19 protein-coding genes and 1 pseudogene are annotated in these 25,268 nt (G+C 51.5%); 11 read left to right on the top strand and 9 right to left on the bottom strand.

The features are described 5' to 3' along the window. The first annotated feature begins 8 nt into the window (after nucleotides 1–8). Nucleotides 9–1,139 carry a glycoside hydrolase family 88 protein gene (locus tag MKZ24_RS03295; RefSeq protein WP_340790033.1) on the top strand — a complete coding sequence of 377 codons (1,131 nt, stop codon included), beginning with the start codon at nucleotides 9–11 and terminating at the stop codon, nucleotides 1,137–1,139. A 159-nt stretch (nucleotides 1,140–1,298) separates the two neighbouring features. On the opposite strand, the gene sigJ is transcribed toward MKZ24_RS03295, so the two are convergent. Beyond that, nucleotides 1,299–2,162: an RNA polymerase sigma factor SigJ gene (gene sigJ / locus MKZ24_RS03290; RefSeq protein WP_340781303.1), complete on the bottom strand. Its 864-nt coding sequence runs from the start codon at nucleotides 2,160–2,162 to the stop codon at nucleotides 1,299–1,301. Nucleotides 2,163–2,451: 289 nt separating this feature from the next. Between sigJ and MKZ24_RS03285 the strand changes: the two genes are divergently transcribed. Continuing rightward, nucleotides 2,452–2,931 (top strand): carboxymuconolactone decarboxylase family protein, encoded by a 480-nt coding sequence (locus MKZ24_RS03285; RefSeq protein WP_340781302.1) that lies wholly within the window; start codon nucleotides 2,452–2,454, stop codon nucleotides 2,929–2,931. A 71-nt stretch (nucleotides 2,932–3,002) separates the two neighbouring features. Here the strand turns inward: MKZ24_RS03285 and MKZ24_RS03280 are convergent, their stop codons facing one another. From MKZ24_RS03280 to MKZ24_RS03260, 5 genes are all read right to left on the bottom strand, one after another. Further along, nucleotides 3,003–3,830, bottom strand: coding sequence for a carbohydrate ABC transporter permease (locus MKZ24_RS03280; RefSeq protein WP_340781301.1), 828 nt, complete (start codon nucleotides 3,828–3,830; stop codon nucleotides 3,003–3,005). A 12-nt stretch (nucleotides 3,831–3,842) separates the two neighbouring features. Then, nucleotides 3,843–4,724, bottom strand: a complete 882-nt coding sequence (locus tag MKZ24_RS03275; protein ID WP_340781300.1) for a carbohydrate ABC transporter permease — start codon at nucleotides 4,722–4,724, stop codon at nucleotides 3,843–3,845. Nucleotides 4,725–4,959: 235 nt separating this feature from the next. Beyond that, a complete protein-coding gene (locus MKZ24_RS03270) occupies nucleotides 4,960–5,763 on the bottom strand; it encodes a response regulator (protein WP_042231745.1) in 804 nt (267 codons plus the stop codon). A gap of 27 nt (nucleotides 5,764–5,790) precedes the next feature. Then, entirely contained in the window at nucleotides 5,791–7,563 is a 1,773-nt protein-coding gene (locus tag MKZ24_RS03265) for a sensor histidine kinase (protein WP_156122900.1), read from the bottom strand. Between the two features lie 274 nt (nucleotides 7,564–7,837). Beyond that, nucleotides 7,838–9,169 carry an ABC transporter substrate-binding protein gene (locus tag MKZ24_RS03260; RefSeq protein ID WP_231637756.1) on the bottom strand — a complete coding sequence of 444 codons (1,332 nt, stop codon included), beginning with the start codon at nucleotides 9,167–9,169 and terminating at the stop codon, nucleotides 7,838–7,840. 289 nt (nucleotides 9,170–9,458) lie between these two features. Between MKZ24_RS03260 and ald the strand changes: the two genes are divergently transcribed. The 3 genes and pseudogenes from ald to MKZ24_RS03245 all read left to right on the top strand — a co-directional run. Then, nucleotides 9,459–10,592 carry an alanine dehydrogenase gene (ald, locus tag MKZ24_RS03255; RefSeq protein WP_042231749.1) on the top strand — a complete coding sequence of 378 codons (1,134 nt, stop codon included), beginning with the start codon at nucleotides 9,459–9,461 and terminating at the stop codon, nucleotides 10,590–10,592. A gap of 223 nt (nucleotides 10,593–10,815) precedes the next feature. Then, a complete protein-coding gene (locus MKZ24_RS03250) occupies nucleotides 10,816–12,084 on the top strand; it encodes a PucR family transcriptional regulator (RefSeq protein ID WP_052415894.1) in 1,269 nt (422 codons plus the stop codon). A gap of 1,155 nt (nucleotides 12,085–13,239) precedes the next feature. Then, a pseudogene (locus tag MKZ24_RS03245) lies at nucleotides 13,240–13,437 on the top strand (helix-turn-helix domain-containing protein); the annotation flags it as partial. Here the strand turns inward: MKZ24_RS03245 and MKZ24_RS03240 are convergent. Then, the gene (locus MKZ24_RS03240; protein ID WP_081956337.1) at nucleotides 13,437–13,643 is read right to left on the bottom strand and encodes a terminase gpP N-terminus-related DNA-binding protein; all 207 of its coding nucleotides are present in this window, start codon (nucleotides 13,641–13,643) and stop codon (nucleotides 13,437–13,439) included. The pseudogene MKZ24_RS03245 and the gene MKZ24_RS03240 overlap by 1 nt on opposite strands. Nucleotides 13,644–13,901: 258 nt before the next feature. On the opposite strand from MKZ24_RS03240, the gene MKZ24_RS03235 reads away from it, so the two are divergent. Both MKZ24_RS03235 and MKZ24_RS03230 read left to right on the top strand, forming a co-directional pair. Then, nucleotides 13,902–15,611: a DUF4127 family protein gene (locus MKZ24_RS03235; RefSeq protein WP_340781297.1), complete on the top strand. Its 1,710-nt coding sequence runs from the start codon at nucleotides 13,902–13,904 to the stop codon at nucleotides 15,609–15,611. A gap of 84 nt (nucleotides 15,612–15,695) precedes the next feature. Further along, the gene (locus tag MKZ24_RS03230; RefSeq protein WP_052415896.1) at nucleotides 15,696–16,421 is read left to right on the top strand and encodes a hypothetical protein; all 726 of its coding nucleotides are present in this window, start codon (nucleotides 15,696–15,698) and stop codon (nucleotides 16,419–16,421) included. A 9-nt stretch (nucleotides 16,422–16,430) separates the two neighbouring features. Here MKZ24_RS03230 and MKZ24_RS03225 read toward each other — a convergent pair whose 3' ends face one another. Together MKZ24_RS03225 and MKZ24_RS03220 are read right to left on the bottom strand one after the other, a co-directional pair. After that, nucleotides 16,431–18,050: a response regulator gene (locus MKZ24_RS03225; RefSeq protein WP_340781296.1), complete on the bottom strand. Its 1,620-nt coding sequence runs from the start codon at nucleotides 18,048–18,050 to the stop codon at nucleotides 16,431–16,433. Then, the gene (locus tag MKZ24_RS03220; RefSeq protein WP_042231765.1) at nucleotides 18,025–19,881 is read right to left on the bottom strand and encodes a cache domain-containing sensor histidine kinase; all 1,857 of its coding nucleotides are present in this window, start codon (nucleotides 19,879–19,881) and stop codon (nucleotides 18,025–18,027) included. The genes MKZ24_RS03225 and MKZ24_RS03220 overlap by 26 nt, the downstream gene beginning before the upstream one ends. A 128-nt stretch (nucleotides 19,882–20,009) precedes the next feature. Between MKZ24_RS03220 and MKZ24_RS03215 the strand changes: the two genes are divergently transcribed. From MKZ24_RS03215 to MKZ24_RS03200, 4 genes are all read left to right on the top strand, one after another. After that, the gene (locus tag MKZ24_RS03215) at nucleotides 20,010–21,482 is read left to right on the top strand and encodes an ABC transporter substrate-binding protein (protein WP_042231768.1); all 1,473 of its coding nucleotides are present in this window, start codon (nucleotides 20,010–20,012) and stop codon (nucleotides 21,480–21,482) included. 204 nt (nucleotides 21,483–21,686) lie between these two features. Continuing rightward, nucleotides 21,687–22,673 (top strand): ABC transporter permease, encoded by a 987-nt coding sequence (locus MKZ24_RS03210; protein ID WP_042231770.1) that lies wholly within the window; start codon nucleotides 21,687–21,689, stop codon nucleotides 22,671–22,673. A 16-nt stretch (nucleotides 22,674–22,689) separates the two neighbouring features. Then, on the top strand, nucleotides 22,690–23,583 hold the full coding sequence (locus MKZ24_RS03205; protein WP_340781295.1) for a carbohydrate ABC transporter permease: 894 nt from the start codon (nucleotides 22,690–22,692) through the stop codon (nucleotides 23,581–23,583). Between the two features lie 54 nt (nucleotides 23,584–23,637). Further along, on the top strand, nucleotides 23,638–25,191 hold the full coding sequence (locus MKZ24_RS03200) for an ABC transporter substrate-binding protein (protein WP_042231774.1): 1,554 nt from the start codon (nucleotides 23,638–23,640) through the stop codon (nucleotides 25,189–25,191). Nucleotides 25,192–25,268 lie beyond the last annotated feature (77 nt).

Raw genomic sequence — 25,268 nt, 5'->3', positions numbered from 1 at the left:
TGTCTGATATGTGGCAAAAAGCGATTGAAGACGCACTTGGCGTAACCAAACGGAATATCCTGAGATTCGGGGACCGGTTCCCCCATGTGAGTACCGATGGAGAGCATTACACGCTGAATGACAATACGGAGTGGACAGCGGGCTTCTGGTCCGGCATTCTCTGGCTGTGCTCTGAATACAGTGAGGACCCGGTCTACCGCGAACAGGCGCTAAGAGCCGTCCGTAGCTTCCGGCACCGCATGGACCATAGGATCATTTTTGATCATCATGATATAGGCTTCCTCTATTCCCTGTCCTCCAAAGCCCAGTGGATCATTGAGCAGGATACCGGGGCGGCACAGCTGACACTGGAGGCGGCGGATATGCTGATGAAGCGCTGGCGCGAAGCGGCCGGCTTAATTCAGGCCTGGGGGCCGGAGGGCGATTCCGTTAATGGCGGCCGGATTATTATCGACTGTCTGCTCAATCTGCCGCTGCTGCTCTGGGCGCATGAGCATACAGGCGTGGCCTCTTACCGGCGGGTAGCTGAGCTGCATGCCCGCAAAGCCCGCCGCTTCCTGGTGCGCGGCGATGGCTCAAGCTATCACACCTTCTACTTCGACCCGGCTACCGGAGACGCGATCCGCGGTGGAACGCATCAGGGCTATGGTGACGGCTCGACCTGGACGCGCGGGCAGGCGTGGGGCATCTACGGCTTCGCCTTAATCAGCCGTTATCTCCAGAGCGCGGAAATGCTGGAAACGGCGAAGCAGCTGGGCCGTTATTTCGTGTCACAGCTGCCGGAGGATGGGGTGGCGTATTGGGATTTCGATGCTCCTGTGGGACCGGACACGAAGCGGGACAGCTCCGCATCGGCGATTGCCGCCTGCGGACTGCTGGAGATTGCCGCTCAGCTGGGCGAAGCAGACCCGGAATACCGGTTCTTCCGGGAAGCGGCGGAGGCAGCAGTGAGAGCGCTGGCGGAGCACTATTCCACCCATGGGAGCGGGGAAGCGGAAGGCCTGCTGAAGCATGGCTCGTATTCAGTCAGGGCCGGAGATTCGCCGGATGATTACACGATCTGGGGCGATTATTATTATCTGGAGGCGCTAATGCGGCTGGAGCGGGGCATTCCGGGGTACTGGTATGAGCGGTCCTGACAAATCCCGTCTATGCGGGATGGCGGTTCCGGTCATAGAGCCGATTACCACACCGGAGGGGATGTAATGAAAGACAGCATAGGATTGACGGCTGGGTGGTCGTGAAGGCACCGTACAGTCCGTGACATGAACAACACTTCCGGAAACCCGTTACCCGCCCTAACTCCCGGCATACTGCAGCTTGTCCGGATTGCGGACAATATATAAATTCCGGATCAGATTGTCCCGGATATGCAGAAGTCCTATGGTATGAATACCTTCATCCGAGCGGAGGATCAGGCCGGGCTGTCCGTTAATCCGGCTGGTTTCAATAGCCACTTCACCGTTAATTGTAGCTGCCCCGCGGAAAGGTCCCAACAGGAAGCGGGCGATAAGCTCGCGGGTGACTACCGGTTCGGCAGCAGCGCGTACTTTGCCTCCTCCGTCGGCGATCAACTCGGCTGCCGGATCAAGCATCTCCAGCAGCTGATTCAGGTTGCCCTGCTTCAGGGCGGCCAGGAACCCGTGCACCCATTCCTCTGTAGCTGCCTCCGGCTGGACAGGCTCTCCGGGGACGAGACCCATCTTGGCGCTGGCCCGGCTGAAGAGCTTGCGGCAGTTCGGTTCGCTTTTGTCGACCAGTCCGGCAATCTCCTGATATTCAAAGCCCAGCGCTTCACGCAGCACAAACACGGCCCGCTCGGCAGGGGACAGCCGCTCCAGCAGGACAAGCATGGCATAGGATAAGAGATCATCCTGAATTACGGAGTCCATGGAATCCCCGTCTGTACCGGCAAGAGGCTCGGGCAGCCATTCGCCGAAATATTCCTCCCGCTGTCTGCGCGCAGATTTGTGCAGATCGCGGCAGCGGTTCGTGACCATTTTACACAGATAGGCTTTCGGTTCGGCCAGCCGCTCCGGCGGCACATCATACACCTTCAGGAATACGTCCTGAACCGCATCCTCGGCATCGGCGGCTGATCCGGTTAACTGGTAGGCAAGCTTAAACAATAGGTTCTTATACTGGGCATACAGCTCCTGCATAACGCCACTTCCAATCCTTATATATAGTCAATCTAACTCCGCTATAATGTAGACAAAATAAAGAGGAGATGTGTGACAGGAGAGAGCGGGGATGCGTGAAGGTGCCTATTATTCAGGGCAGGTACGTTCGAAAACTGCACCGGACAAAAAATCTGCTGCTGCATTGTCACAGAACGAATAGCTGTCTCGTTATATGTCCGAAGGGCGGAACAAGGCTGGAACAACCGGGAGGAAGACACGGGCCGGGCCGGACCTTAACTACAACCAGCCCAATAGGAGGAGTATAGTTATGGCACAACGTGTGAATTATATGCAGCAGTCCCCGGAGCTTTTCAAGAAATTTCTCGATTTCAGCATGGCGCTGAAGAACAGCTCTATTGAGGAGAAAATTGAAGATCTGGTGTCCATCCGGGCTTCACAGATGAACGGCTGCGGCTTCTGCCTGGACATGCATGTGAAGCAGGCCAAGATTAACGGCGAGAGTGAACTGCGTCTCTATCACATCTCTATCTGGCGGGAATCAACACTGTTCTCTCCGCGTGAACGGGCTGCACTCGCCTGGACGGAGGTACTGACCAAGCTGCCGGAGCATGGCGTGCCTGATGAGCTGTATGACCGTGTCCGTGGACAGCTGTCCGAGCAGGAAATCTCCGATCTGTCCTTCTCGGTTATGGCCATCAATGCCTGGAACCGGGTGAACGTGGGCTTTGCCACCGTACCGGGTTCATCTGATGCGGCATATGGCTTGACCAAAGCAGGGTTGTCGTAACTGAAGAACAACTTAAAAGGAGCTATGCCACCGTATTATCTGTGGCATAGCTCCTTTATTTATAGGCGGAGTCAGCCCTTGACCGCTGAGCTGGCCACACCTTCAATAATGTATTTCTGGCCGAGCAGGAAGACGAGGATCATGGGAATGATTCCGGCTGTTGCAGCGGCCATCATGCCGTTGTAGTCGACATTGTTCTCCAGGATGAAATTCTGCAGCCCGAGCGGAACGGTGAACAGATCATGGTCAATCAGGAAGACGAGCGCATTCTCATAATCATTCCAGTGCCAGGAGAAGTCGATGATGGCCAGCGTGGCCAGCGACGGCTTAGCCATCGGCAGGATAATGCGCGAGAAGATACGGAAATGCCCTGCGCCGTCGATGAAGGCGGCCTCCGAAATTTCATGAGGCACTGAGAGGAAGAACTGCCGTATCATGAACACGCCGAAGATGGTGAACATTCCCGGCAGGATCAGCGCCCAATGGGTGTTGTAGATGCCGGCCCAGTCGAACATGATGAATTTGGGCACGAACAGCACCTGCGGGGGAACCATCATCATGGACAGATAGACCATGAACATGGTGTTCCGCCCTTTGAACTCAATTCTGGCAAACCCATAAGCAGCTAAGGCGGATAAGGAAACGGCACCTATAGTGCTCAGAATAGCCACCTTAAGGGAATTCAGATAGTAAGGCACGAAGCTGCCCTGACCGGTCCAGACCTTAACATGATGGTTCCAGTTGAAATGGCTTGGAATCCACTGGACCGGATATTGAAAGACCTCTGCTGGTGTCTTAAATGAAGTGCTGATCATCCAGATGAAGGGTACAATCATGACGATGCTGAAGAACAGCATGATGAGGGTGGCAATGCTTTTGGTAACTACGGCTTTATTCATGTTCTCAGCTCCTTAGTAGTGAACCCAGCGTTTCTGGCCCAGCCATTGAATCACGGTGACAATCAGAATGATCAGGAACAGGGCCCAGGAGACCGCTGAAGCATAGCCCATTTCGTAATAGCGGAAGGCATTCTGATAGATGAACAAAGATAACACGGTGGTGCTGTTCCCCGGTCCGCCCTGCGTGATCGCCTGAATGATCCCGAACTGCTTGATCGACATAATCAGTCCGGTAATCAGCAGCAGGAAGGTGGTCGGACTAACCAGCGGCCACAGGATACTGCGGACGGTCTGCCAGGTGCGGGCGCCGTCGATTTTGGCGGCTTCCAGCAGCTCGCCGGACACCTCCTGCAGGGCGGCCAGATAGATAATCATGTTATAGCCGAGCATGAACCAGATCCAGATGATGTCAATCGCATACATGGAGGTTTCCATGGTGGACAGCCAGCCGGGTGGATTCGCGATGCCGACCGAGCGGAGAATACCGTTAATCGGCCCGTTGTTCGGATGAAACAGCAGCATCCAGACAAAGGCTACAGCGACGCCGCTTGTAATATAAGGCATGAAGTACAGGGCGCGGAGCAGCTTTTTCAAATACACGGATCGGTTCAGCACAACGGCAACGATGAACGCGAGGCCGATTGATACCGGGACGGAGACCAGGAACAGCAGTGTGTTCTTGATGGCGATATAGAATACCTCATCCCCCAGCATCCGCTGAATGTTGGCCAGCCCGATGAATTTGGTATGGGGACTCATAAACTTATAGTCTGTAAACATGAGATAGAAAGAATAGACGGCAGGTATGATGAAAAATAAAATCACGCCAATCATATTTGGCCCGATAAACAGATAGCCCAGGTACTGCTGCCGCTTCATCCAGGATGCCTTCACATAGCCCCACTCCTTTTAGGTCTTTTGATTACTTTGATCACACTACAAGCATAACAAGCGGCCTCAGGGGGGTTAAGGAACAAAACCAACGACTTCATGCTACAGAAATATACATTTGCTGAGCGGCGGCGGGCGGTGCTATCTTAGTTTTGTTCTATTCCTGTCCACAGCAAGCAGCGGCATTCCCGGAAGGAAGGCCGCTGTATAGGAGAGCTAAGCATTTATTGGAGCCAAGCTATATGCTTACGGATTCTGTATTATGCCGCTGAGTATGCCGGTACTGGCTCGGCGTCTGCGCAGTGAGGCGTTTGAAAATTTTGATGAAATAGTTATCGTTAACGAAGCCGACCCGGTTGCCAATCTCGTATACCGGCAGATCGGAGTGGATCAGGAGCTGGATGGCCTGGTCCACCCTGATCTGATGCAGATAATGGATCAGGGTCTGGCCGGTTTTCTTTTTGAACAGGGTGCTGACATAATTCTCGGCCATCATGACATACTGGGACATCGACTTGACGGTAATATCCTCATCATAATGGGCGTGCAGATACTGGAGGATCTTCTGAATCTCGGGATGGCTGGTAAGCTCCTCATGAGGCAACGGCGGCAGGGGAACAGCAGAATTGGACGGGCCGGCACTTACCTTGCGGTTCTCCTGGCTCTTCACCAATTCATTATTGATCTTGCGCAGTGTGTCACGGAGTGAATTCACACTCATGGACAGCTTCAGGATATAATTGGAGGCCCCGTATTCCATCGCCTGCCGTACATTCTCGAAATCGCTCATGCAGGTAAGCATCACGAAGCGGGAATCGAATCCTTCTTCACGGGTTCTGCGCAGCAGCTCGACACCATCCATCTCCGGCATGACAATATCCGAAATCACCAGATCGGGAGCATCCTGCCGGATCATCTCCAGCGCTTCTGCACCATTGCCCGCTTCTCCGCTGACGATGAACCCAAGCTCTTCCCAGGCAATGATCTCACGGACGCTTTCCCGTACAAAAACCTCATCCTCAACCAGCAGAACTTTCCACATGTGTGATTCCCTCCCGTATAAATGCGCTTAAGCCGGATGTCCGTTGCCGTAAGGTGCAGACAATAGAAGCGGTATAGTGAAGCGGACAGTGACACCTTCCCCGGTGGAGAGAACCTCCAGCGTCCCTTCTTCCCTGAACAGCAGCCGCAGCCGCTCCTGAATATTACTCAACCCGATGCCCGGACGCTTGCGCGGGGCTTTGTTCAAACCTGCCTGCTCCATGCCTACGCCGTTGTCCCTGATCTCTACACTCAGCCGGTTCTCTTCGCGGTGTACGATCAGCTCAATCAGGCCGTTGCCGGGCAGTCTGCTGATCCCGTGAATAATGGCGTTCTCGACCAGCGGCTGGAGGCTGAGCTTGGGAACCAGCGCATATAGAACATCCTCGTCATAGCGGCAGGTTAATTCGAATTTGTGGGCGTAGCGGACCTGCTGGATATGAACATAGGCTTCAACAAGCTCTATCTCATCCTTCAGATGGATCAGATCCTTATCGGTATTCAGACTGGCCTCCAGCAGCTTGCCGAGCGACAGGGTCATGTTCGTAATATCCTCATTGTGCTCACGGATGGCAATCCATTTAATTGTATTCAGCGTGTTCAGCAGGAAGTGGGGATTCGTCTGGGCCAGCAGCATCTGGAAATGGACAGCCTCCTTCTGGCGCTCCTCGGCCTTCAGCTTCTGGATCAGCAGGTGAGTATCGTCAAGCATGGTATTGAAGGTCCGGGTCAGATCCAGGATCTCCCCGCTGAATTTATGCTCCGGCAGGCGGATCTTGAGACTCTTCTGCACGGCCGCCTTCATCTTGTTCTGCAAATGGGACAACGGGCGTGTGATGGTCGTAGCGATCACGAAGGTCATCATCAGGAAGATGCTCGTCAGGACAAAGAACGTAATAAAGTACTGCTGCTTCAGCCCTTCGATCTCCACGAACAGCACAGACAGCGGAATCCGGTTGACGATATACCAGTCCAGCGATTCGACATAAATATAATTAATCAGCGAATTCGAATCCTTGTCGATAAAATACTGCTGTCCGGGCTGCCCGGCGAATCCCGCCTTAACCTTCGCAGATAAAAGACTGCCCGGAACGGACTGTGAGATATCTTCTCCCGAGCGGGTAATCAGGAAATACTGCTGCTCCAGATCCGACTGCTTATGAATGGAGCGCAGCCAGTACGTATAGTCAATGCTGATCCGGGCCATCCCGTAAGGTTTGTTCCGGGCATCCTCCAGATAAGCGTACAAGGATAGAAGATAGGCACTGGTGGAGACATCGCGCAGCACGTAGTTAGTATCATTGGGTACCCAGTGATAAGAGCTGGTATTCATCTGGCCCCGGTCGAACCCGGGATTGGCCTTTAGATCCGAGTAGATCAGCGAATCCTTAGGCGGATAAGAGGTGTATGCGCTTTCAGTTAAGTCCAGAATCATGAAATAGACCGAAGGATTGTACAGGAAGAAGCTGTTGTTCAGGTTCTTGAAAATATTCTCCATCAGCCGTTTATTCTCCAGCTCATTACGCTGTCCGGGATGGAGCAGCACGGACTTGACGGTGTCATCCTGCTTCAGGAACAGCAGCGTCTTGAAGGCGATGCTGATCTGATCCTCCAGCGTGCGGTACATCTGCTCCAGCTGGTAATGGCTTTGCTGGCTGATTTTCTTCTGGACCAGTGTCTCAATGCGCTGGTAGTTATACATATTCAATGCGCCGAAGGGCAGCAGAATCAGGCATACAAAGGCGGTAAACAAGCGGTATTTCAATTTCTGGGGAATCAGAATTCGCATGAGCTTTGACACACGGCTGCACCTCCAAACACAATTGCACCTGCCCGGTCCGGGAGGATAAGGGTCTCTATGGTTTAGATTATAGCATAATAAAAAAGCAGCACAGCCAATACCTTAAATTGCATGGTTTTGTTCCAGCGGGCGCTGGTTGAAGGCTGCAAATGCGTAGTTTTGTTCTATTGCTGTTGCTTGACAAAAAGAAAAGGAGGCGCCATTGATCCTATGGCAATCCCCCCTGGTTATACATGTGCTTTCTCAATTTTAACTTCTATTTCTTTTTCTAATTTTACTTATTCTGCTTCAGATACTCGTTATGCCGGGTTACCATCGCCTGCACCGTCTGATCCAGCGACTGTGAATCAAGGAAGTATTTCTCGTATTCCTGTGAGCGCAGATCCATAACCTCCTGAGGCAGGCTGCGTACATAGGTCGGCGTCTGATTGTCGAACATGACATACATCAGGGAATCCAGATCGTAGGAATCGCTTTTGTCGCCAATGAGACTTTTCAACGCATCATCCTGATTGGCATCCTTCGAAGCCGGCAGTCTTCCGCCTGCTGCCATCGGCGACATGCCGCCATCGGAATACCATTTCAGGAATTCCCAAGCCGCTTCCTGCTTCTTGGACTTGGCATTAATGGAGATATAATCGCCTAATCCCCCGCGGGACACATAATCATCCGCAGCTTCGGTGAGCCGGGGTACCGGCGCGAAGGCGATGGTGAAATCACGCGGGAAATCCGTGAAGTTATTCGAGCTGCGCAGCAGCCACGCCCCGATATTGAGCATCGGTACCTCTCCGCTGAGGAACACCTGCTCGACCGGCATTTTGGACGTCAATTGCTCGCCAAGCGGCGGTGTGGTCTTATCGTCCTTCATCATTCCGTTCAGGGTTTCCAGCCACTGCTTGACGAGCGGATGATCCAGATTGGAGGTGCCGTCCGCCTTAGTGTAGCCCTCCTGGGAGAGCACGGAGTCGATAGGGTCCACGAACGGCTCCATATTCTGAATGAATCCGTACTGGTCGCCGGTCTTCAGCTTCTTCGCGTATTCACGCAGCTCATTCCAGGTCCATTCCTTCGGAACCGGCAGGTTAGCCGCGTCAAGAGCCTCTTTGTTCAACGCGATGAAGAACGGGCTTTTGGTAGTGGGAACGCCGTAATACTTGCCGTCAATCTTCCAGCTCTCCGCGTCAACGCCCATTTTCTCGTCGATATTGTAATCGGTAAAGGTACTTAGATCCAGCGCCAGGCCCGATTCTACCCGTTTGGAGGCATGGGAGATCGTGTAATTCACGAATAAATCTACATCCTGCCCGGTAATCATGGCTGTATCCAGCTTGAGGTTCCCGTCGTCGTCATTAACATAGCGTACATATTCTACCTGGATTTCGGGATGCTCCTTGTTCCAGTTATCAATGACCTCCTGCGGGCCGGATTCCGGCGGAACGCCGCCCCACATTTTGAGGGTTACCGGGCTTGCAGATGTTGCCCCATTGCCTTTGGCAGGGCTTTCATTATTGGCTGCAGATGAATTGCTGCTGTTACCGCAGCCTGTAGCCAGGCCCATTATAAGAACGAGTGATGTAATTCCGGCGATCCAGCGTGTTTTTTTCAAAAGCGACAACCTCCCTGTATAACTGTATAGGCTTGCAAATCAAGAATAGCAGATCGCAAAATGCCTCAGAAGTAACAAAAAACCTGAGAATATGGAACATAACTTTACATTTCACCGGCCGGATTCTGCTCCTGTGCAAGGAAACGTTCTATCTCACGGTTATATCATCCCATTGTGTAAAAACACAATCATGGCAGATATAGTTTTTCTTTTTACCCAAAATGCGGCAGGAACTCGTATGTTATGATTCTTTACATAAGAGATCCACACAAGACGGGAGCGAATAACAATGATTATTGGTGTACCTAAAGAAATTAAGAATAATGAAAACCGTGTAGCGATTACCCCTGCTGGAGTGGTAAGTCTGGTAGCCGATGGACATAAAGTACTGGTTGAAGCCGGAGCCGGTGCAGGCAGCGGATTCCTGAATGAGGAATATGCCGCAGCCGGAGCAGAACTGATCGCAGAAGCCGCAGCTGTCTGGGCGGCTGCTGAAATGGTAATGAAAGTTAAAGAGCCGCTCGAAAGTGAATATGGTTACTTCCGTCCGGCCCTTATTCTTTTCACCTATCTCCACCTTGCTCCAGAACCAGCCCTGGCAACTGCCCTCAAAGACAAAGGCGTATTCGCCATCGGCTATGAAACAGTAGTAGATGGACGTACACTGCCGCTGCTCACACCCATGAGCGAAGTCGCCGGACGCATGTCTGTACAGCTCGGTGCACAGTTCCTGCAGAAGAATTACGGCGGACAAGGCATTCTGCTCTCCGGTGTTCCCGGTGTAAGCCGCGGCAAGGTTAGTATTATCGGCGGTGGTGTAGTAGGTACTAACGCAGCTAAGATGGCGATCGGCCTTGGCGCAGAGGTTACTATTGTCGACCTGAGCGCGGACAGACTCCGCCAGCTGGATGATATCTTCGGTTCACAGATCAGCACCCTGATTTCGAATCCGTATAATATTGCCAAAGCGGTAGCTGAAGCAGACCTGCTGGTAGGCGCAGTGCTGATTCCGGGCGCTAAAGCTCCTAAGCTGGTTACTGAGGAAATGGTCAAAGCCATGAAGCCGGGCTCCGTCATTGTAGACGTGGCCATTGACCAGGGCGGTATCGTAGAAACGATTGACCGTGTAACTACACATGATCATCCTGTATTCGAGAAACATGGCGTACTGCACTACTCGGTAGCGAATATGCCGGGTGCCGTGGCCAAAACCTCGACCATTGCTTTAACCAACGTTACGGTTCCATATGCGCTGCAAATTGCAAATAAAGGCGTGTTCCAGGCGATCGAAGACAATGCCGGCCTGAAGAGCGGTGTTAACGTAGCCAATGGAAAGATCACCTGCCAAGCCGTGGCAGAAGCTCTTGGGGAAGAGTACTTCACGGTAGAGAAAGCAGTAGAACAAGAGTTCACTCTGATCTAGCATATAGAGCTTACAGACTTACACAAGAGTAGAGGGGTACCACCTTACAGTCCGGCGGGCAATCGCCGGGCTATTTTTATGCAGGCTGAATGTTCATGTTAGGTTTCCTCCGCATTTCTTGGATATTCCTATAGGCAACTGCCAAGCGGTGTAATATAATGTAATCACTTCTACAGCGAAATTGATTAAAGCTTCTGTTATTCTTCAGGTTGGGGTGGGCACATTGACAGAATCAGAGCAAACATTTGACCGTTTTTTTGACAGCATGGAATCCCTGGCGGATACCATCAGCGAATCGCTTCAGTCGCAGGTGACGATTGAGGACAGCAACCATCATGTGATCGGGTACAGCTCCCATCAGTTTGAGAGCGACCCGGCGCGTATCTCGACCATTATCGGCAAAAGAGTTCCGAATACGGTGATTATAGGCCTCCGCAAGAAAGGGGTCATGCATGATCTGGAGAATACCAGCCATCCCATCCGCATTCCCGCAGTCATGGAGGTGGGTCTGGGCCCCCGCTTAGCCATGTGCATCAAACACCAGCAGGAGATTCTCGGCTACATCTGGGTGGTCGACCGCGGGAATCTCACCGAAGGCCATGCCGAACGAATTGTCGAAAAAGCCGCAGGCATTGCCGGGCGTTATCTGCTGAAGCAGCGGGGCTGGAAGATGAAGCAGGAGAAGACGTTCGAGGATTTCTTCTGGAAGCTGCTGACCTCGCATTATGAGAGTGAGCTGCGCATCCGCCAGGAGGCGGAGGCTGGTTCCATTCTGCTGCCGGAGAGCTATTATATCGGGGTACTGGAGAGCGACAAGCCGGTGGATGAGCATTTCCTGCAGAATTTCCGCCGGATTATGGATGCCTATGCCGGACAGCGGCTGCTGTTCCAGACTGCTGAGCAGAACCGGCTGATTATTCTGTTCTCGTTTGTATTTCCGGTGGAAGGGACGGAGCGGCTGTCCTCGTTCGTGCAGAAGCTGCTCCGCGATATGGGCACAAGCGAAGGCTGCAGGCTTACAGCCGGCTGCAGTCCGGGCTACCGCGAATATACTTCTGCGGCGGCGGCTTACCGCGAAGCGCTGCAGATTCTGGAGATCAAGAAGCTGCTGCCTTATCACGCCCGTGAGCTGCTGCTCTATGAAGAGATTGGCTTCTGGGCCTACCTTCCGGCCATTCTGGAGCAGAAACGCAGCCGGACACGGCGCAGCGCTCTGCTCTACCCGCTGAAGGAGCATGACCGCGAGCATAAGAGCGATTTCCTCAAGACCCTAGCCGTCTACCTGACGCTGAACGGGAATCTGAAGGAATCGGCCGCCTTTCTGCATATCCATACCAACACATTAATGTACCGGCTGAACCGGATCGCCGAGATTACAGGCAGGAGCCTGAAGGAAACGGATTACCGTACATCCATTTATCTCGATATTCTGACCGAGGAGACCGCGCAGGTGAATGGCTGGTTCCAGGAGGCCCCTGGGTTCAAGGAGTAATGGCCTCTGCTTCCCATTTTCACAAATATAGATTGAACTATAGAACATATTATCTAAGAAAATATAAAAAAAACCAATCCATTCCGCCTGTTTTCTGTCAGTTGCTTCTGTGATGTTAAGGTTCTCGAATGCATGAATGGTATGAGCGGCTGGGCTGTCTTCGCAGTCAGAGCTTATTTCATCGCTGCTCAAGTAGCCGGTGCCTGCTCATAATAGCTCTATATAACTAGAGAAGCAAGGACCAGGATGTATTATCATCCTATCCTTGCTTCTTTGTGCTTACAGTCAGGGGCCGAGCAATAGAGTACCGATAAACATAAAGGCGAAATAGATAAACAGGGCAGATATGTTGGCAAATATAAGTAAACCGTCAATTCTTGATTCAGTTTTCCGGTAAGCTAGCACAGCAGACAATATCCCCACAGGAGGTAGTACAAAAGTGGATATTATACCAGTTCCGTTGAACCAGGGATAATCAAAAACAAAAACCGTATCGATGATGAACAGGAGAACGGCCACACAAAATGTAATTACCGCTATATTTCGGAATAATCTGGCGTTCATCAAGCTTCAACCCTCTCTTTAAATTCCTAATTATGTAAAATCATAACATTAATCACTCCAGCAGTCTATTCTGAGTAGGGATTCAAGCAATACAAAGCAGCCTGATCATTGAAGTCCGATATCGAACATCATGGAACAGGCTGGCTCTTTATTGAATGACGACTATGCTTAATCCTTAATCTTCTTGAATGTTTCATTAAGTTCATTGACAGAACGATCTAGTTTATCAAGCTTTTCACCTAGGTTCTGCAGAATATATCATTGAAGGCAATGGTCTGCTGAATTTATCCAAAAGCTTTGGATAATGCTTTAAGTGTTCCCAAGCATATATGCACAAAAATATCCTATACTATAACTTGGAAACGTCTTTACTCATGCGGCATTCCTCATATCCACCAAACAGCGCATGATCAGCCCGCTCCCTCAGCTCAATGGTAAAAGTCTTGACCAATGCATTCGCGGCCCAAGCCTCTATTCCTCTTCCGCTAAATTAAACCTTTTAGGATCAGTTGGCGAATCTTTCGCATATGTATGTAATCTCAATATCACATACAAATTTGATAGTGCTAAGAATGAATTCATTTCCAGGAATTGTTGAAGTTATTCGAACTCCGCGAGTATAAGAGCGATTTCCTCAAGACCATTGCCGTCTACCTAACGCTGAACGGCAATCTGAAGGAATCGGCCGCCTTTCTGCATATCCATACCAACACATTAAAGTACCGGCTGAACCGGATCGCCGAGATTACAGGCAAGAGCCTGAAGGAAACAGATTACCGCACCTCCATTTATCTCGAAATTCTGACTGAGGAGACCGCGCAGGTGAATGGCTGGTTCCAGGAGGCGTGGATGATCTTCTTTTTCCATTTGCTCACCGCCTGTTGGCTCATATTGAATTGCTTGGCGACCTCCGCTTCGCTGTACCCTTTCAGATAGAGGTTATATAAGATTGATTTTTCAAAAGCAGGCAGGCCTTCTGTGAGCTGCTCAATCATTATTTTGTTCTCGGAAGCCTGAGTAAGGTTTGTTCCAGCCTGTATGTTGTCAAAAAGCGGAGATTCCAGCCTTAGATGGATGCCAATAATGGGAAATTTAATATTTTTTTATTTTTTGGTTGTATTTTATCTGACTAAATTACCTTATAAGTGAAGGCTCTAAACAAAGAAAAACGAAATGGATGTGGGAAGAGATCCATTTGTTTCTCTTCCCCTTCTGCCCGGGCCTATCTGCAACTCAGAGGGAGCTGGATACAAATGAAGAAGGTGCTGTACGTACCATTGGATGATAGACCCGTCAATCTGGACGATGTTATTACTCAAGGGAAATCGGCAGGAATTCATGTAATCACCCCGCATGTAACCGATCTTAGAAATCGTCTGGATTCGCACAAGACTTCATCGGGGACAACGTTATTAACGACATCTTCACCGGTATATGGGGACACCGCCCGTATCCGGAAATTTATTCTTCATCATGCAGCGTCTGCAGACGGCTTTATCATCTCTACTGATATGCTTGCCTACGGGGGCCTGATCGGAAGCCGCCGTCTCCGGGCGGACGCAGGGGGAGCTTATCCGGCCTACGATCCTGAGATCACGAACCTGCTGGAAGTGATCCGTTTAGTGAAGCAGACTTATCCGGACAAGCCGGTGTATGTGCTGGATACGATTATGAGGCTGGCTACAACGTCTTTTGCAGAAGGTCTGAACTTGGCGGCCTATACAGAATCACGCAATTTCATGCTTCAGCCGCGAAGAAGCTTTACGCAGTTTGCCGAGATTCTCAGCGGATATAACCTGTCTCCAGCAGGTTCCTATGGCAGCACGGCCACTTTCGATAAAGAACAGTATTACAATACGAGACGGCATAAGTTCAAAACGAACCATTACATTCTGGAAAAGCTCGCGCAGGAGGGAGCTATTGATTTTCTCGTGGTAGGTGTGGATGATGCCAATACTCAGGGAGTGCAGATTAACGAGATTCACTTTGTAGAAGAGTGCATTAATCGCTGGCTCGGCGGCATGAATGGTCAAAATCCGGAGCGTGCAATCATTCTGCCGGATGCAGACGGACTGGGACAGGCGTTATTGGCACGTATGGCGAATCAGCTCTATCGTAACGGGGCGAAGACGGAGTGTGCCGTTCAATACTTCGGACCCCATGGCTCTACCATTACGAGTCCGTATGAATATATGGACGTACATCAGAACATTCTGCGTCATGTGGACATTGTGGGTGCAGCGTCTGAGTCTGAGAGCGGTTCAGCAGCCTTGGAGATTATCGCAGTTACCGCTGCGGATCAGACGCCGGCTGCGGTCAACCGCCTTGCAGCTAACCACGCCAATGGTGTTCTGTCTGTAGTGATTGATTTAGTCGGCAGCGGTGCAGCGGATGTAACTGTAACTGAAAGCCTGCTGGGCAGCCGGCATACCGGAAGTATATTAGGATATAGCGGCTGGAATACGCCGGGTAACAAAATCGGGATAGCGCTGGGCATGGGCCAGGCCCGGTATGCATTTTTGGTTACGGAGACAGATGCGGCGGCGCTCAGCTCTGCTGTTAACGCTCACGGGTCGCTTTTATTCAAACGCTTCTTGAAAGATTACTATTACAAAAGACTGGCTATAGGTGAAATCCGGGAATATTCAAGAGCCCATTCGTTATATGATAATGTTGCTGCGATTGCAGATCAAAATATGCGTTTGTTTAATAGTGCGAAAGATTACTCACATTTACAAGCCCTGCTGAGAGAGCGGATGCAGACACATACAGCCACCCTTGCCGGGACGAATGCATTCCTTATCGGCAGTCCTGAACCGGCCTGCAGTATCCGTCAGATTAACGGAGCAGCCTGGTTATTTGCGGAATATGCCAGTGCAACACTTCATTACCATGATCCCGCTTATATTTGGGGTCGTGCTTTTGAAATTACTTTGAAGCCTACCGTAACCTTTTTGTGCTGAGCGCAAACTCCCACGCACCAATATGCGGCCCGACACGTACAATAACCTATATTTCATGACAAGAAGATGAAGGGGGGAAGCAGGATGGGGTATGGATACACGGCTCCTGCGAATCCGGCATTCGAGATTAAAATGCGTGGGGAGATTATCGCGGCAGCCAGATCAATGAACGCCGGGGGGACGGACTTCTCGACATTCAAGAACTCCCGCTGCAATCCAAGATATTGGAATCGTACGGCGGGCGGCGGTTTTGAATTGAAGGCAGGGGTTAGTCCTTCTGCAGCAATCAATGATATTTTTGTAAATGGACAGCTGTATGCTTTTGAATGCGCAATGGCGATGGTAATGATTCTATATAGAGCGACCATCAGTATGATCGGGGAGAATGCCTTCGACCGTTATTTCACCGATCTGTACCTGTGGGACTGGAACTATGACAGCAATCTGAAGATGATCACCACCTTCAATCTAGCAGAATTACAGCCGGGGGATGTAGTCTATTTCAAGAATCCCGATCATGATCCGGATAAGCCGGAGTGGCAGGGAGAGAATGCGATTATGCTGTCGAATGACCGCTTCTACGGGCACGGGCTGGGTATTAAGAGCGCCTCCGAGATGATCGCTTCGCTCAACAAGGAAAGAGTACCGGGCAGCCGGACTTCGGCCTACCTGGCGGATGAGGGGCTTCACCCTGACTTTGCCTATATAGCTACATTAACAACGCGCTCTAACCTGCCGGTATCCGGGAATCGCAAAGCCAACACGGCCATCTACTCCAGAATAGGCGTCAGATCCTATATCATCAGATAGAGATCAGCATCACTGATTTTGTTCAGAGCGGTATTTAAGCGGGTGCAGGCCAACGGTTTTTTTGAAAACCGTACTGAAGTAATGGGGATTCTCATAGCCCACGAGTTCGGAAATCTCCATTACTTTCAGGTCTGTGCTTGTCAGCAGCTCCTTCGCTTTACCTATACGGATCCGGGTAATATAGTCGGTAATCGTCTCGCCGGTCTCCTTCTTGAAGATCAGACTGATATAGTTAGGCGTCAGGAATACCTCCTCGGCAATTCTGGAAATGGAGAGCTCAGAGGCGTAGCCTTCCTGGATAATAGAATGGATTCTGGTGATGATCCGGCTGTTCTTGGAGGTGTTCTTGCCTGCTACATATGCACTTAAGTCATGAAAAAGCGACAGCATATACGCCTTCAAGCCGGTAATATTCTTATGAAGGTACAGCTTATCCATAATTGTAATTCGGTCACTCAGTACCAGCCGGGTATCCTTATCAATCTCATACAGGGCCCTGGCGGAGGTGAAGATCATCTCGGCACAGATACTCTGCACATACTCAATCTGCAGCTTGGGCCCGGCCAGTCTGGTGAACAGCTGCTCCATCAGCTCCATGACGGTGCCCGTATGGCCTGCCTTCAGTTCATTCATGAGCTTGGCCTGGAATTTATAGAAGTAAGTGCTCTCCAGTGTCTCCGTTTCCGGCTGGATATCCTTAATGTAGAGGACAGAGCCGTGCCCGGTATAGAATGTGTACACCAGCGCGGCCAGCGCATCCTTGTATGAGTCCTCCAGCTGGCCGGCCAGGGGATAAGCTCTGCCAATGCCGGCCGAGGCATCCAGCCGCAGATACTTGCGGATATTACTGATGATCTGCCCGCATACTTCTGAGATGGAAGAGGGCGAGGGAACGTCTGCCGGGCAGAAAAGCATAATGAACTCGTTCTCGCTGGCGACGAAGCTGATAGAGCACGGGTGGCTGACCAGACACTCGTTGATAATATTTTGAATGGAAAAGTAAAGCAGCTGCTTGTATTCCTCCGAGAATTTGTCCACTGCGCTCTGGTATTCATCCAGCTGCAGTACACAGGCAGTCAAAGCTGTCCCCCGCTTGAAGGGAAGGGCGAAATAATTGATTTTCTGCCAAATTTCATCCTCGTTCCGGTATAGGCCGGCAATCAGATTCTGCAGGAACTTGTCGCGGATCACCGGCATGCTGTCCTGCAGCTGCTTCCTCAGCTGCTCCACATCCATCTGATGCTCACGTTCTCCCTTAAGCTTAGCGACAACCTGATGGAAGACCTCACGGACCTCGGTTAATTTCACCGGCTTCAGAATATATCCCTCGGCACTCACCTTCAGCGCGTCCCGGGCATAGGAGAAGTCCTGGGCGCCGCTGATAATAATGATCCGGGTAGGACTGCCTGCTGCCCGCAGCTTCTCCGCCACCTGCAGACCGCCCATCAGCGGCATCATAATATCGGTGAACAGAATATCCGGCGTAAGCTTCAGGCATAATTCATAGGCCTCCAGTCCGTCAGATGCCTCCCCTATAATCTCAATTCCGAATTCTTCCTGCCATTTGAATACGTGGATCAGGCTGCTGCGGATAAACGGCTCATCATCCGCTACGATCATCGTTAACATCTTCACTCACCTCATCCCATGTAGTCACCACCGGAAACCGGATCACCGCCAGCAGGCCGCAGCCATCCTCGGTATTAGCGTAATAGCGGATTCCGTAAGACTCTCCAAAAAACTGCTGAATTCTCATATGCACATTGCGGATACCATAGGACTGGTTGCCCGGCTGCGGATGGGTTAGCAGCAGGTTCAGCCGCTCCGGGTCTGCCCCCACGCCGTCGTCAAACACCGAGACGCTGAGAATCTCCTGTGAAGTCTCGACTCTGATGCGGATTCTGCCTTGACCCCGCCGCTGCTGAATGCCATGAATCAGGGCATTCTCAACCAGCGGCTGCAGGCTGAGCTTGACCACCAGGCATTCCTCCAGCAGCTTGGGGTCCGTCTCCTCGAGTTCATATTCCAGCCTATCCCGGAAACGGAACTGCTGAATCTCCAGATAGCTCTCCACCTGCCGCAGCTCATCGCGGAGCGGGATGATATTCCGTCCCTTGCTCAGGCTGTACCTGAAGAAATCCGAGAGGGAGGTAACCATATTGCTGATCTCTGGAATATCGTGATTGATGGCGATCCAGTTGATCGAATCCAGGGTGTTGTAGAGAAAATGCGGGTTGATCTGGGCCTGCAGGGATTGGAGCTCGGCTTCTTTCTTGCGCAGCTCGGTCACATAGAGCTTGTCAATCAGCGCCTTAATCTGCTGGAGCAGCTTGTTATAGCGGTTGAACAAGTAGGCGAATTCATCCTTGCGCCTGTAGCGGATGGTAATGTTGAAATTTCCACTTTCGGCATGCGACATCGACTGGATGAACTTACGGATCGGCGCTGAGATATTCTCTGACAGCAGCAGGGCCATCATGAGCGAGACCAGCATACAGATGCCGATCACGATATACATCACCCGGCGGAAGGCGGCTAATTCTCCGTTAAGCTCACGGACAGGAGAGAACGAGAGAATGGTCCAGCCGGTGTTGTCGATGGTCCGGTAGGAGACAAGCATATTCTCGCCGCCGATCATCTGGTGAAAAGAATGCAGACCCGCTGAACCGGCAGCCGGAGCGTTCATCTTGCTGTAGTAGTCCTGTGTGTTGATGTTCTGCCCGATCAAGGCCGGCTCCGGACTGATGGCGATCGTGCCGGTTCCGTCTGCGATATAGACCTTGCTGCCGGGCGTAGGCTTGTAATGCTCCAGCAGTGTGCCGAATTCAGCTACAGGAATGTCGATGGTCAGAAGTCCGACAAAGGGCAGCTGGGCATGCCGGATGCCGAACAGACGCCTTGCGAATTTGAGGGTGTACTTGGAATCCAGAGAGCTGAGTCCGACGACAGTGAAATCGGATTGGGCCGGAATGCCCAGATACCAGGGCTTCAGAGAGATGAGATCGATATTGAATACACGTCTGGAGAAGTTATATTGGGTATATTCCGGGCGGTTCAGCATATAGAGCATAGGGACAAAGCTGCTTCCAGACGTACCGTTCGCGGGGAAGTTCTCGAGAATTTTGCTTAGGGCAGCCAGCTCATTAATGATTCCGCTGCTGTCTGTGGGCCGGTTAGAGGAGATGAGGTCAGCGAATTCTGAATTAAGATAGAGCGATACCATGGATTTATTGGCGGCCTCGAACCGCTGGGCCAGATTGTCCTGAACGAGATTGAAGTTGTTCTCAATGGATGTATTAACATTGCGGGTGATAATATCGGCTGATTTGTTATATACCGTCACCGATATAATGGTTGTCGGAAGCAGGACGAGGAACAGGAAGTAGAGAATCAGCCGGCTGCGGATGCTGAAATTATACAAGAAGAGGGTCCGCGACAACGTATCATACAGCTTCCTCATTGGAGCCCTCCCCGGCGTCCCGATATTTGCGGCTTGCCATTTATCGGGTATTGGTGGAAAATACCAATCAATAGCTGGTATACATTGTAAAACGCAACGAGTCTTGATGTCAACGCAGGAGGTGCAAGATGAAACGGTTCCTGTTCTATATCCTTGCCTTACTATTATGCGGGACTGCAGCGTATGCCATTGCTTATGACCGTCCGCTGCTGGTGGACTTCCGCCCGGATCCTGCGGAAGCACCGGTGCAGCCCATCCGGATAAAGATTGCCCTGTATGACTGGACGGAGAACCTGGAAGTGAAGAATGCCATCAGTCAATATAACAAAACCAATCCCGATCATATCGAGATTAACGTTATGGATATCGCTGCAGATGTCTACGATGACACCTTAAATATGCTGATGACCTCGGGACAGGGTCCGGATGTGTTCAGTGTGGATAATACCTGGCTGGCTACCTATGTGAACAAAGGGTATTTGGCTAATCTGTCCGCAGAGCTGAACACTGCTGACTTAAGCAGATTCCCGGCATGGGCCAGGAATTATGCACACAGTTCTTTGTTCAGAGGGGGGATCTACTTCATGCCCTCCAGTGTCGATACCGTGCGTCTCCTCTACAACAAGCAGCTGTTCCGCGATGCGGGACTTGACCCGGAGCCGCCGCCGCTTACCTTCGAAGCGGTGAAAGAGGCTGCCGCCCGGATCAGCCAGGCAGGAGAGGGCGTGAATAAATATGGCTTCGCGCTTCCTGCAGGAGACAGCCAGGATAGCCTGCAGACCGGTCTTGAAATCTCCAATACCTCTAGCGGTTACTATCTTTATAATTACCAGACCGGGCGTTATGAGCTGAGTGTATACAGATTCTGGCTGCAAATGGTGCTGGACATGAAGCGTGAGGGGAGTCTGTATCCGGGTGAGGCACTGCTTAAGCGTGATAGTGCCCTGCGGCAGTTCGCGGACGGCAATATCGGCATGATGTACGCCACCAGCAAAGATTATGTAAAGCTGCAGGAATATATGCCGAAGGACGATTGGGGAGTTGCAATGCCTCCCGTGGCGGACGCCTCCAAGCGGGACGGCGGAGCGCTCATGATGATCCCGCACTCTCCGCTGGTAGTGAATGATTCAGCGCCAAGCCGGGAGGCGGCGGTTAAAGTGTGGAAATTCCTGCAGTCCGGGGAATTCCTGACCATTCTGTTCCAGCAGGCGCTGGCCCTGCCGGTGGTGGATGGTATTCTCGATGTTCCGGGTCTTGCGCCGGGGCTGGGGCACTTCAAGGAATTTATTCCGACTGCTGCTGAGTCTATATATCCGCTCTCGCCGCAGATTATGGATCAATATGATCCGAGCACGGTATCCATGGAACCGCGTGATTCCGGGGACCGTCCGAGGATGCAGCTGTATCTGCAGATTCTCTCGGGAGAGAGGCCGCTTGACGAGGGGCTGCGCAGCGAAACGGAGCGGCTGAATCAGATGCTCGACATTGCGGATACGGGGTACTCTTTTCAGCGCGAGGAGTATATCTATCCTGACTTTGATCCGCATCATCCCCTAAAGGCAGAGAGTCTGGAGAGCCAGCTGAGTAAGGGACAGGAATAGAATAGCCCGTTTAGGATTAGGGACTTGCCCGGGCCGTGGCGGCTTCGGGGGAGTCCTTTTTGTGCTGGCGGGTACCTCACAATCCCAAACTCCGTAGGATTTTGAACTTTTATTATAGATGGCCTTATTTAGCATCAGCCGTTCTCCGGCTACACTTAAGTCATGGAAGAGAGAGACTGCTGAAGGAATCAGGAGGCGGAAGGAATGATTACAGAGGAGAAGAGAAGCGTAGCCGATGCAGGCAGCGGCCTGCCGGTACACAGGAGCACGAAGCGGGGCACCATGCTGAGACATCTGCTGAAGCACAAAGTTCTGCTGCTGATGCTGCTGCCGGGTGTGCTTTTTTTGCTGGTCAATAATTATCTGCCGATGTTCGGGATCATTATTGCCTTCAAGAATATTAACTATGTCGACGGCATTCTCGGCAGTCCGTGGGTGGGGCTGGATAACTTCAGATTCCTGTTCGCAACCTCGGATGCCTGGATTATAACCCGCAATACGGTGCTCTACAACTTTGTGTTTATTATTCTCAACCTGGTGATTGCCGTGTCCATCGCGATTGCCCTGAATGAGCTGAAGAATAAGCTGGCCGCCAAATTTTATCAGAGCATCATGTTCTTCCCGTACTTCTTGTCGATGGTTGTGGTGAGTTATCTGGTGTTCGCCTTTCTGAATGTTGAATACGGTTTCATTAATAAAGGGATCTTCGCCCTGTTCGGGCTGGATGAGCTGAACTGGTATTCCGAGCCGAAATATTGGCCGTTCATTCTGCCGCTGATCAACCTCTGGAAAGGGGTGGGCTATGGTTGTGTCATCTATTTGGCGGCCATCATCGGCATTGACAACGAATACTATGAAGCGGCCCTGATCGACGGCGCCAGCAAGTGGAAGCAGATCCTGCATATCACGATTCCGCTGATCCGTCCGGTCATTATCATCACAACGATTCTGGCCATCGGCGGGATCTTCCGCTCCGACTTCGGGCTGTTCTACCAGACCACGCTGAATTCCGGAGCACTGTACCCGACAACGCTGGTCATCGACACCTACGTCTATAACGCACTGATTAATATGGGGAACCTGGGCATGTCCGCAGCAGCGGGATTGTATCAATCGGTGGTCGGCTTCTTCCTGGTCCTCGGCTCGAACTGGATCGTGCGCAAAGTCGACAAGGACCAGGCGGTATTCTAAAAAGGAGTGGAAATCCGTGGCTAATAACGAAATATCCAGATTTACCAACCTCATTCTCCATGTTATTTTTATCATCCTGTCCATTACCTGCCTGCTGCCGATTGTGCTCGTCTTCATGATTTCCATTACCGACTATGATTACATTGTGCTGAATGGCTATCAATTTATCCCGGAGAAGCTCAGCCTGGAAGCCTATGCGTATATCTTCAAGGATTACAGCGTTGTGTTAAAAGCGTACGGCGTATCCTTCTTCGTCACCCTCACCGGAACGCTGGTCAGTGTGTTCATCTCTTCACTGTATGCTTATCCGATCTCACGGACCGATTTCAGATACCGCGGCTTTTTCGCCTTCCTGATCTTCTTCACCATGCTGTTCGGCGGCGGGCTGGTGCCCTGGTATATGGTCTATACGCAAGTGCTGGATCTCAAGAACTCCATCTGGGCGCTCATCGTGCCGATGCTGCTGTCGCCGTTCAATGTGCTGATCATGAAAACATATTTCCAGATGAGTGTACCGCCTGCGCTGATCGAAGCCTCCACCATCGACGGGGCCGGGGAGCTGCGGACGTTCTTCCAGATTGTGTTTCCGCTGTCCCTGCCGGTATTCGCCACAATTGGGCTGTTCAATACACTGCATTACTGGAATGACTGGTTCAACAGCATGATCTTCATCACCGATACAGACCTCTATTCCCTGCAATATCTGATGTACAAAATGATCTCCCAGGCGGATTACCTGAGCCGCAACGGCGCACTCATTCAGGGCTCGGCCACCGAGCTGGCCAAATTACCGGGGGAAACGATCCGCATGGCGATGGCGCTGATTGGCATTGGTCCGATTGTGCTCGCGTATCCGTTCTTCCAGCGGTATTTCATCAAAGGCTTGACGCTTGGCTCGATTAAAGGCTAACCTCGGAATCAACCGATTAGCATATATTGTTCCATCAAGGGGAGGAAACAAAGTATGGCAGGTAAAAAAGTCACGGGTCTGCTGCTGTCGCTTGTACTTATGGTTGGGTTCACCCTAGCCGGCTGCTCCGGAAATAACAACAATACCGCTGCTCCTTCGGAGAAGGCAGGGGAGAGCACCGCGGCTCCGGCTGCCACTAAGGAAGCCACTGCAACGGATGCGGCCGGGACGGAAACGCCAGATGCGCTGGAACCGGTGGAGCTGTCGCTCTATCTGCCCGGCGGGCCGGATAAGGATGTGGCTTCTGTAGAGCAGGAGATCAATGCGTATCTGAAGGATAAAATAAATGCCACGATCAAGATTAACCAGCTGAGCTGGGATAAACCGGCCGATAAGGTCAACCTGATGATCCAGTCCGGCGAAGTGTTCGATATGGTCTATACCTGGAACTTCATGACCAATGCGGCCAAGGGAGCGTATCTGCCGCTGGAAGAGCTGATCGAGGAATACGCTAAGGAAACGAAGGCACAAATCAATCCTGCATACCTGCAGGCGGCTACTGTTAACGGACATTTGTATGCGATTCCCACAGAGAAGGAGCTGGGGCAGTCTGTCGGGTTTGCTTTTGACAAAGCGATTGTCGATAAATACGGCTTCGATGTGAACAGCATCAAGAAGCTGGAGGATATTGAACCGATGCTGAAGACGATTAAGGAGAAAGAACCGACTCTCTCCCCGCTGTTCATGAACCATACCGACAGTCTGAACTGGTTCACCGCATATCCGGAAAGTGAAGACCTCGACGGCAGTAATGAAATTCCGACACTGCTCGATTACAAAACGATGAAGGTATTCAACGAATATGATACGCCGGAAATGGTGGAACGGCTGAAGCTGATCCGCAGCTGGTATGAAGCGGGCTATATTAACAAGAACGGTGCCACAGACAAGACCGAGCTGAAGGATGCGGTCAAAAGCGGCAAGGCCTGGTTCGTCTACGGCAATATGAATCCGACCTCCACCAATGACTGGACCCGGCTCGCCGAGAAGCCGATGATCATCAAGACACTGCTGCCGGTTGGCGTCAGCACCAAGAGCCTGCAGGGCTCCATGCTCGCCATCTCCAGAACCTCCAAAAACCCTGAACGGGCCATGATGTTCATGAACCTGATCCATACCGATCCGGTGCTCTACAACCTGCTGACCTTCGGAATTGAGGGCAAGCATTATAAGAAGCTGGAGAACAACACGGTGGAGTTCATTCCGGACAGCGGCTACAACTCCGTATCTTCCTGGATGATCGGCAATGTTCTGCTGAACTACCTGAACAAAGACGAAGATCCTAACCGCGTACAGCTGTACACCGACTGGAACAAGAACTCTGCCGTTTCACCGGTCATCGGTTTTGTCTTCGATTCGACCAAGGTGCAGTCGCAGATCGGCGCACTGATTAATATTACGAAGCAATATAAGAACACCCTCTACTCCGGGGAAAAGGACCCTGAACCGGTCCTGAAGGAAATGAACAGCAAGCTGAAGGCCGCAGGCCTGGATGCTGTAATTACTGAAATCCAAACGCAACTGGATGCTTTTCTGGCCGCCAAATAAGCAGCTGAGGCCATAGCACGCCCGGTATTCATAGCAAGCAGTCCCAGCGGCCGCTTGCCGGATACCGGGTATTCTCA

This window comes from Paenibacillus sp. FSL R7-0297 (assembly GCF_038009025.1).
Taxonomy (GTDB): domain Bacteria; phylum Bacillota; class Bacilli; order Paenibacillales; family Paenibacillaceae; genus Paenibacillus_AQ.
This window is presented reverse-complemented; position numbering and strand designations above follow the sequence as displayed.

Excerpts from the sequence above, each read along its gene's own strand:
- MKZ24_RS03295 (WP_340790033.1), top strand. The coding sequence starts at position 9 with ATGTGGCAAAAAGCGATTGAAGACGCACTTGGCGTAACCAAACGGAAT.
- sigJ (WP_340781303.1), bottom strand. The coding sequence starts at position 2,162 with ATGCAGGAGCTGTATGCCCAGTATAAGAACCTATTGTTTAAGCTTGCC.
- MKZ24_RS03285 (WP_340781302.1), top strand. The coding sequence starts at position 2,452 with ATGGCACAACGTGTGAATTATATGCAGCAGTCCCCGGAGCTTTTCAAG.
- MKZ24_RS03280 (WP_340781301.1), bottom strand. The coding sequence starts at position 3,830 with ATGAATAAAGCCGTAGTTACCAAAAGCATTGCCACCCTCATCATGCTG.
- MKZ24_RS03270 (WP_042231745.1), bottom strand. The coding sequence starts at position 5,763 with ATGTGGAAAGTTCTGCTGGTTGAGGATGAGGTTTTTGTACGGGAAAGC.
- ald (WP_042231749.1), top strand. The coding sequence starts at position 9,459 with ATGATTATTGGTGTACCTAAAGAAATTAAGAATAATGAAAACCGTGTA.
- MKZ24_RS03240 (WP_081956337.1), bottom strand. The coding sequence starts at position 13,643 with ATGATTGAGCAGCTCACAGAAGGCCTGCCTGCTTTTGAAAAATCAATC.
- MKZ24_RS03235 (WP_340781297.1), top strand. The coding sequence starts at position 13,902 with ATGAAGAAGGTGCTGTACGTACCATTGGATGATAGACCCGTCAATCTG.
- MKZ24_RS03230 (WP_052415896.1), top strand. The coding sequence starts at position 15,696 with ATGGGGTATGGATACACGGCTCCTGCGAATCCGGCATTCGAGATTAAA.
- MKZ24_RS03225 (WP_340781296.1), bottom strand. The coding sequence starts at position 18,050 with ATGTTAACGATGATCGTAGCGGATGATGAGCCGTTTATCCGCAGCAGC.
- MKZ24_RS03220 (WP_042231765.1), bottom strand. The coding sequence starts at position 19,881 with ATGAGGAAGCTGTATGATACGTTGTCGCGGACCCTCTTCTTGTATAAT.
- MKZ24_RS03215 (WP_042231768.1), top strand. The coding sequence starts at position 20,010 with ATGAAACGGTTCCTGTTCTATATCCTTGCCTTACTATTATGCGGGACT.
- MKZ24_RS03210 (WP_042231770.1), top strand. The coding sequence starts at position 21,687 with ATGATTACAGAGGAGAAGAGAAGCGTAGCCGATGCAGGCAGCGGCCTG.
- MKZ24_RS03200 (WP_042231774.1), top strand. The coding sequence starts at position 23,638 with ATGGCAGGTAAAAAAGTCACGGGTCTGCTGCTGTCGCTTGTACTTATG.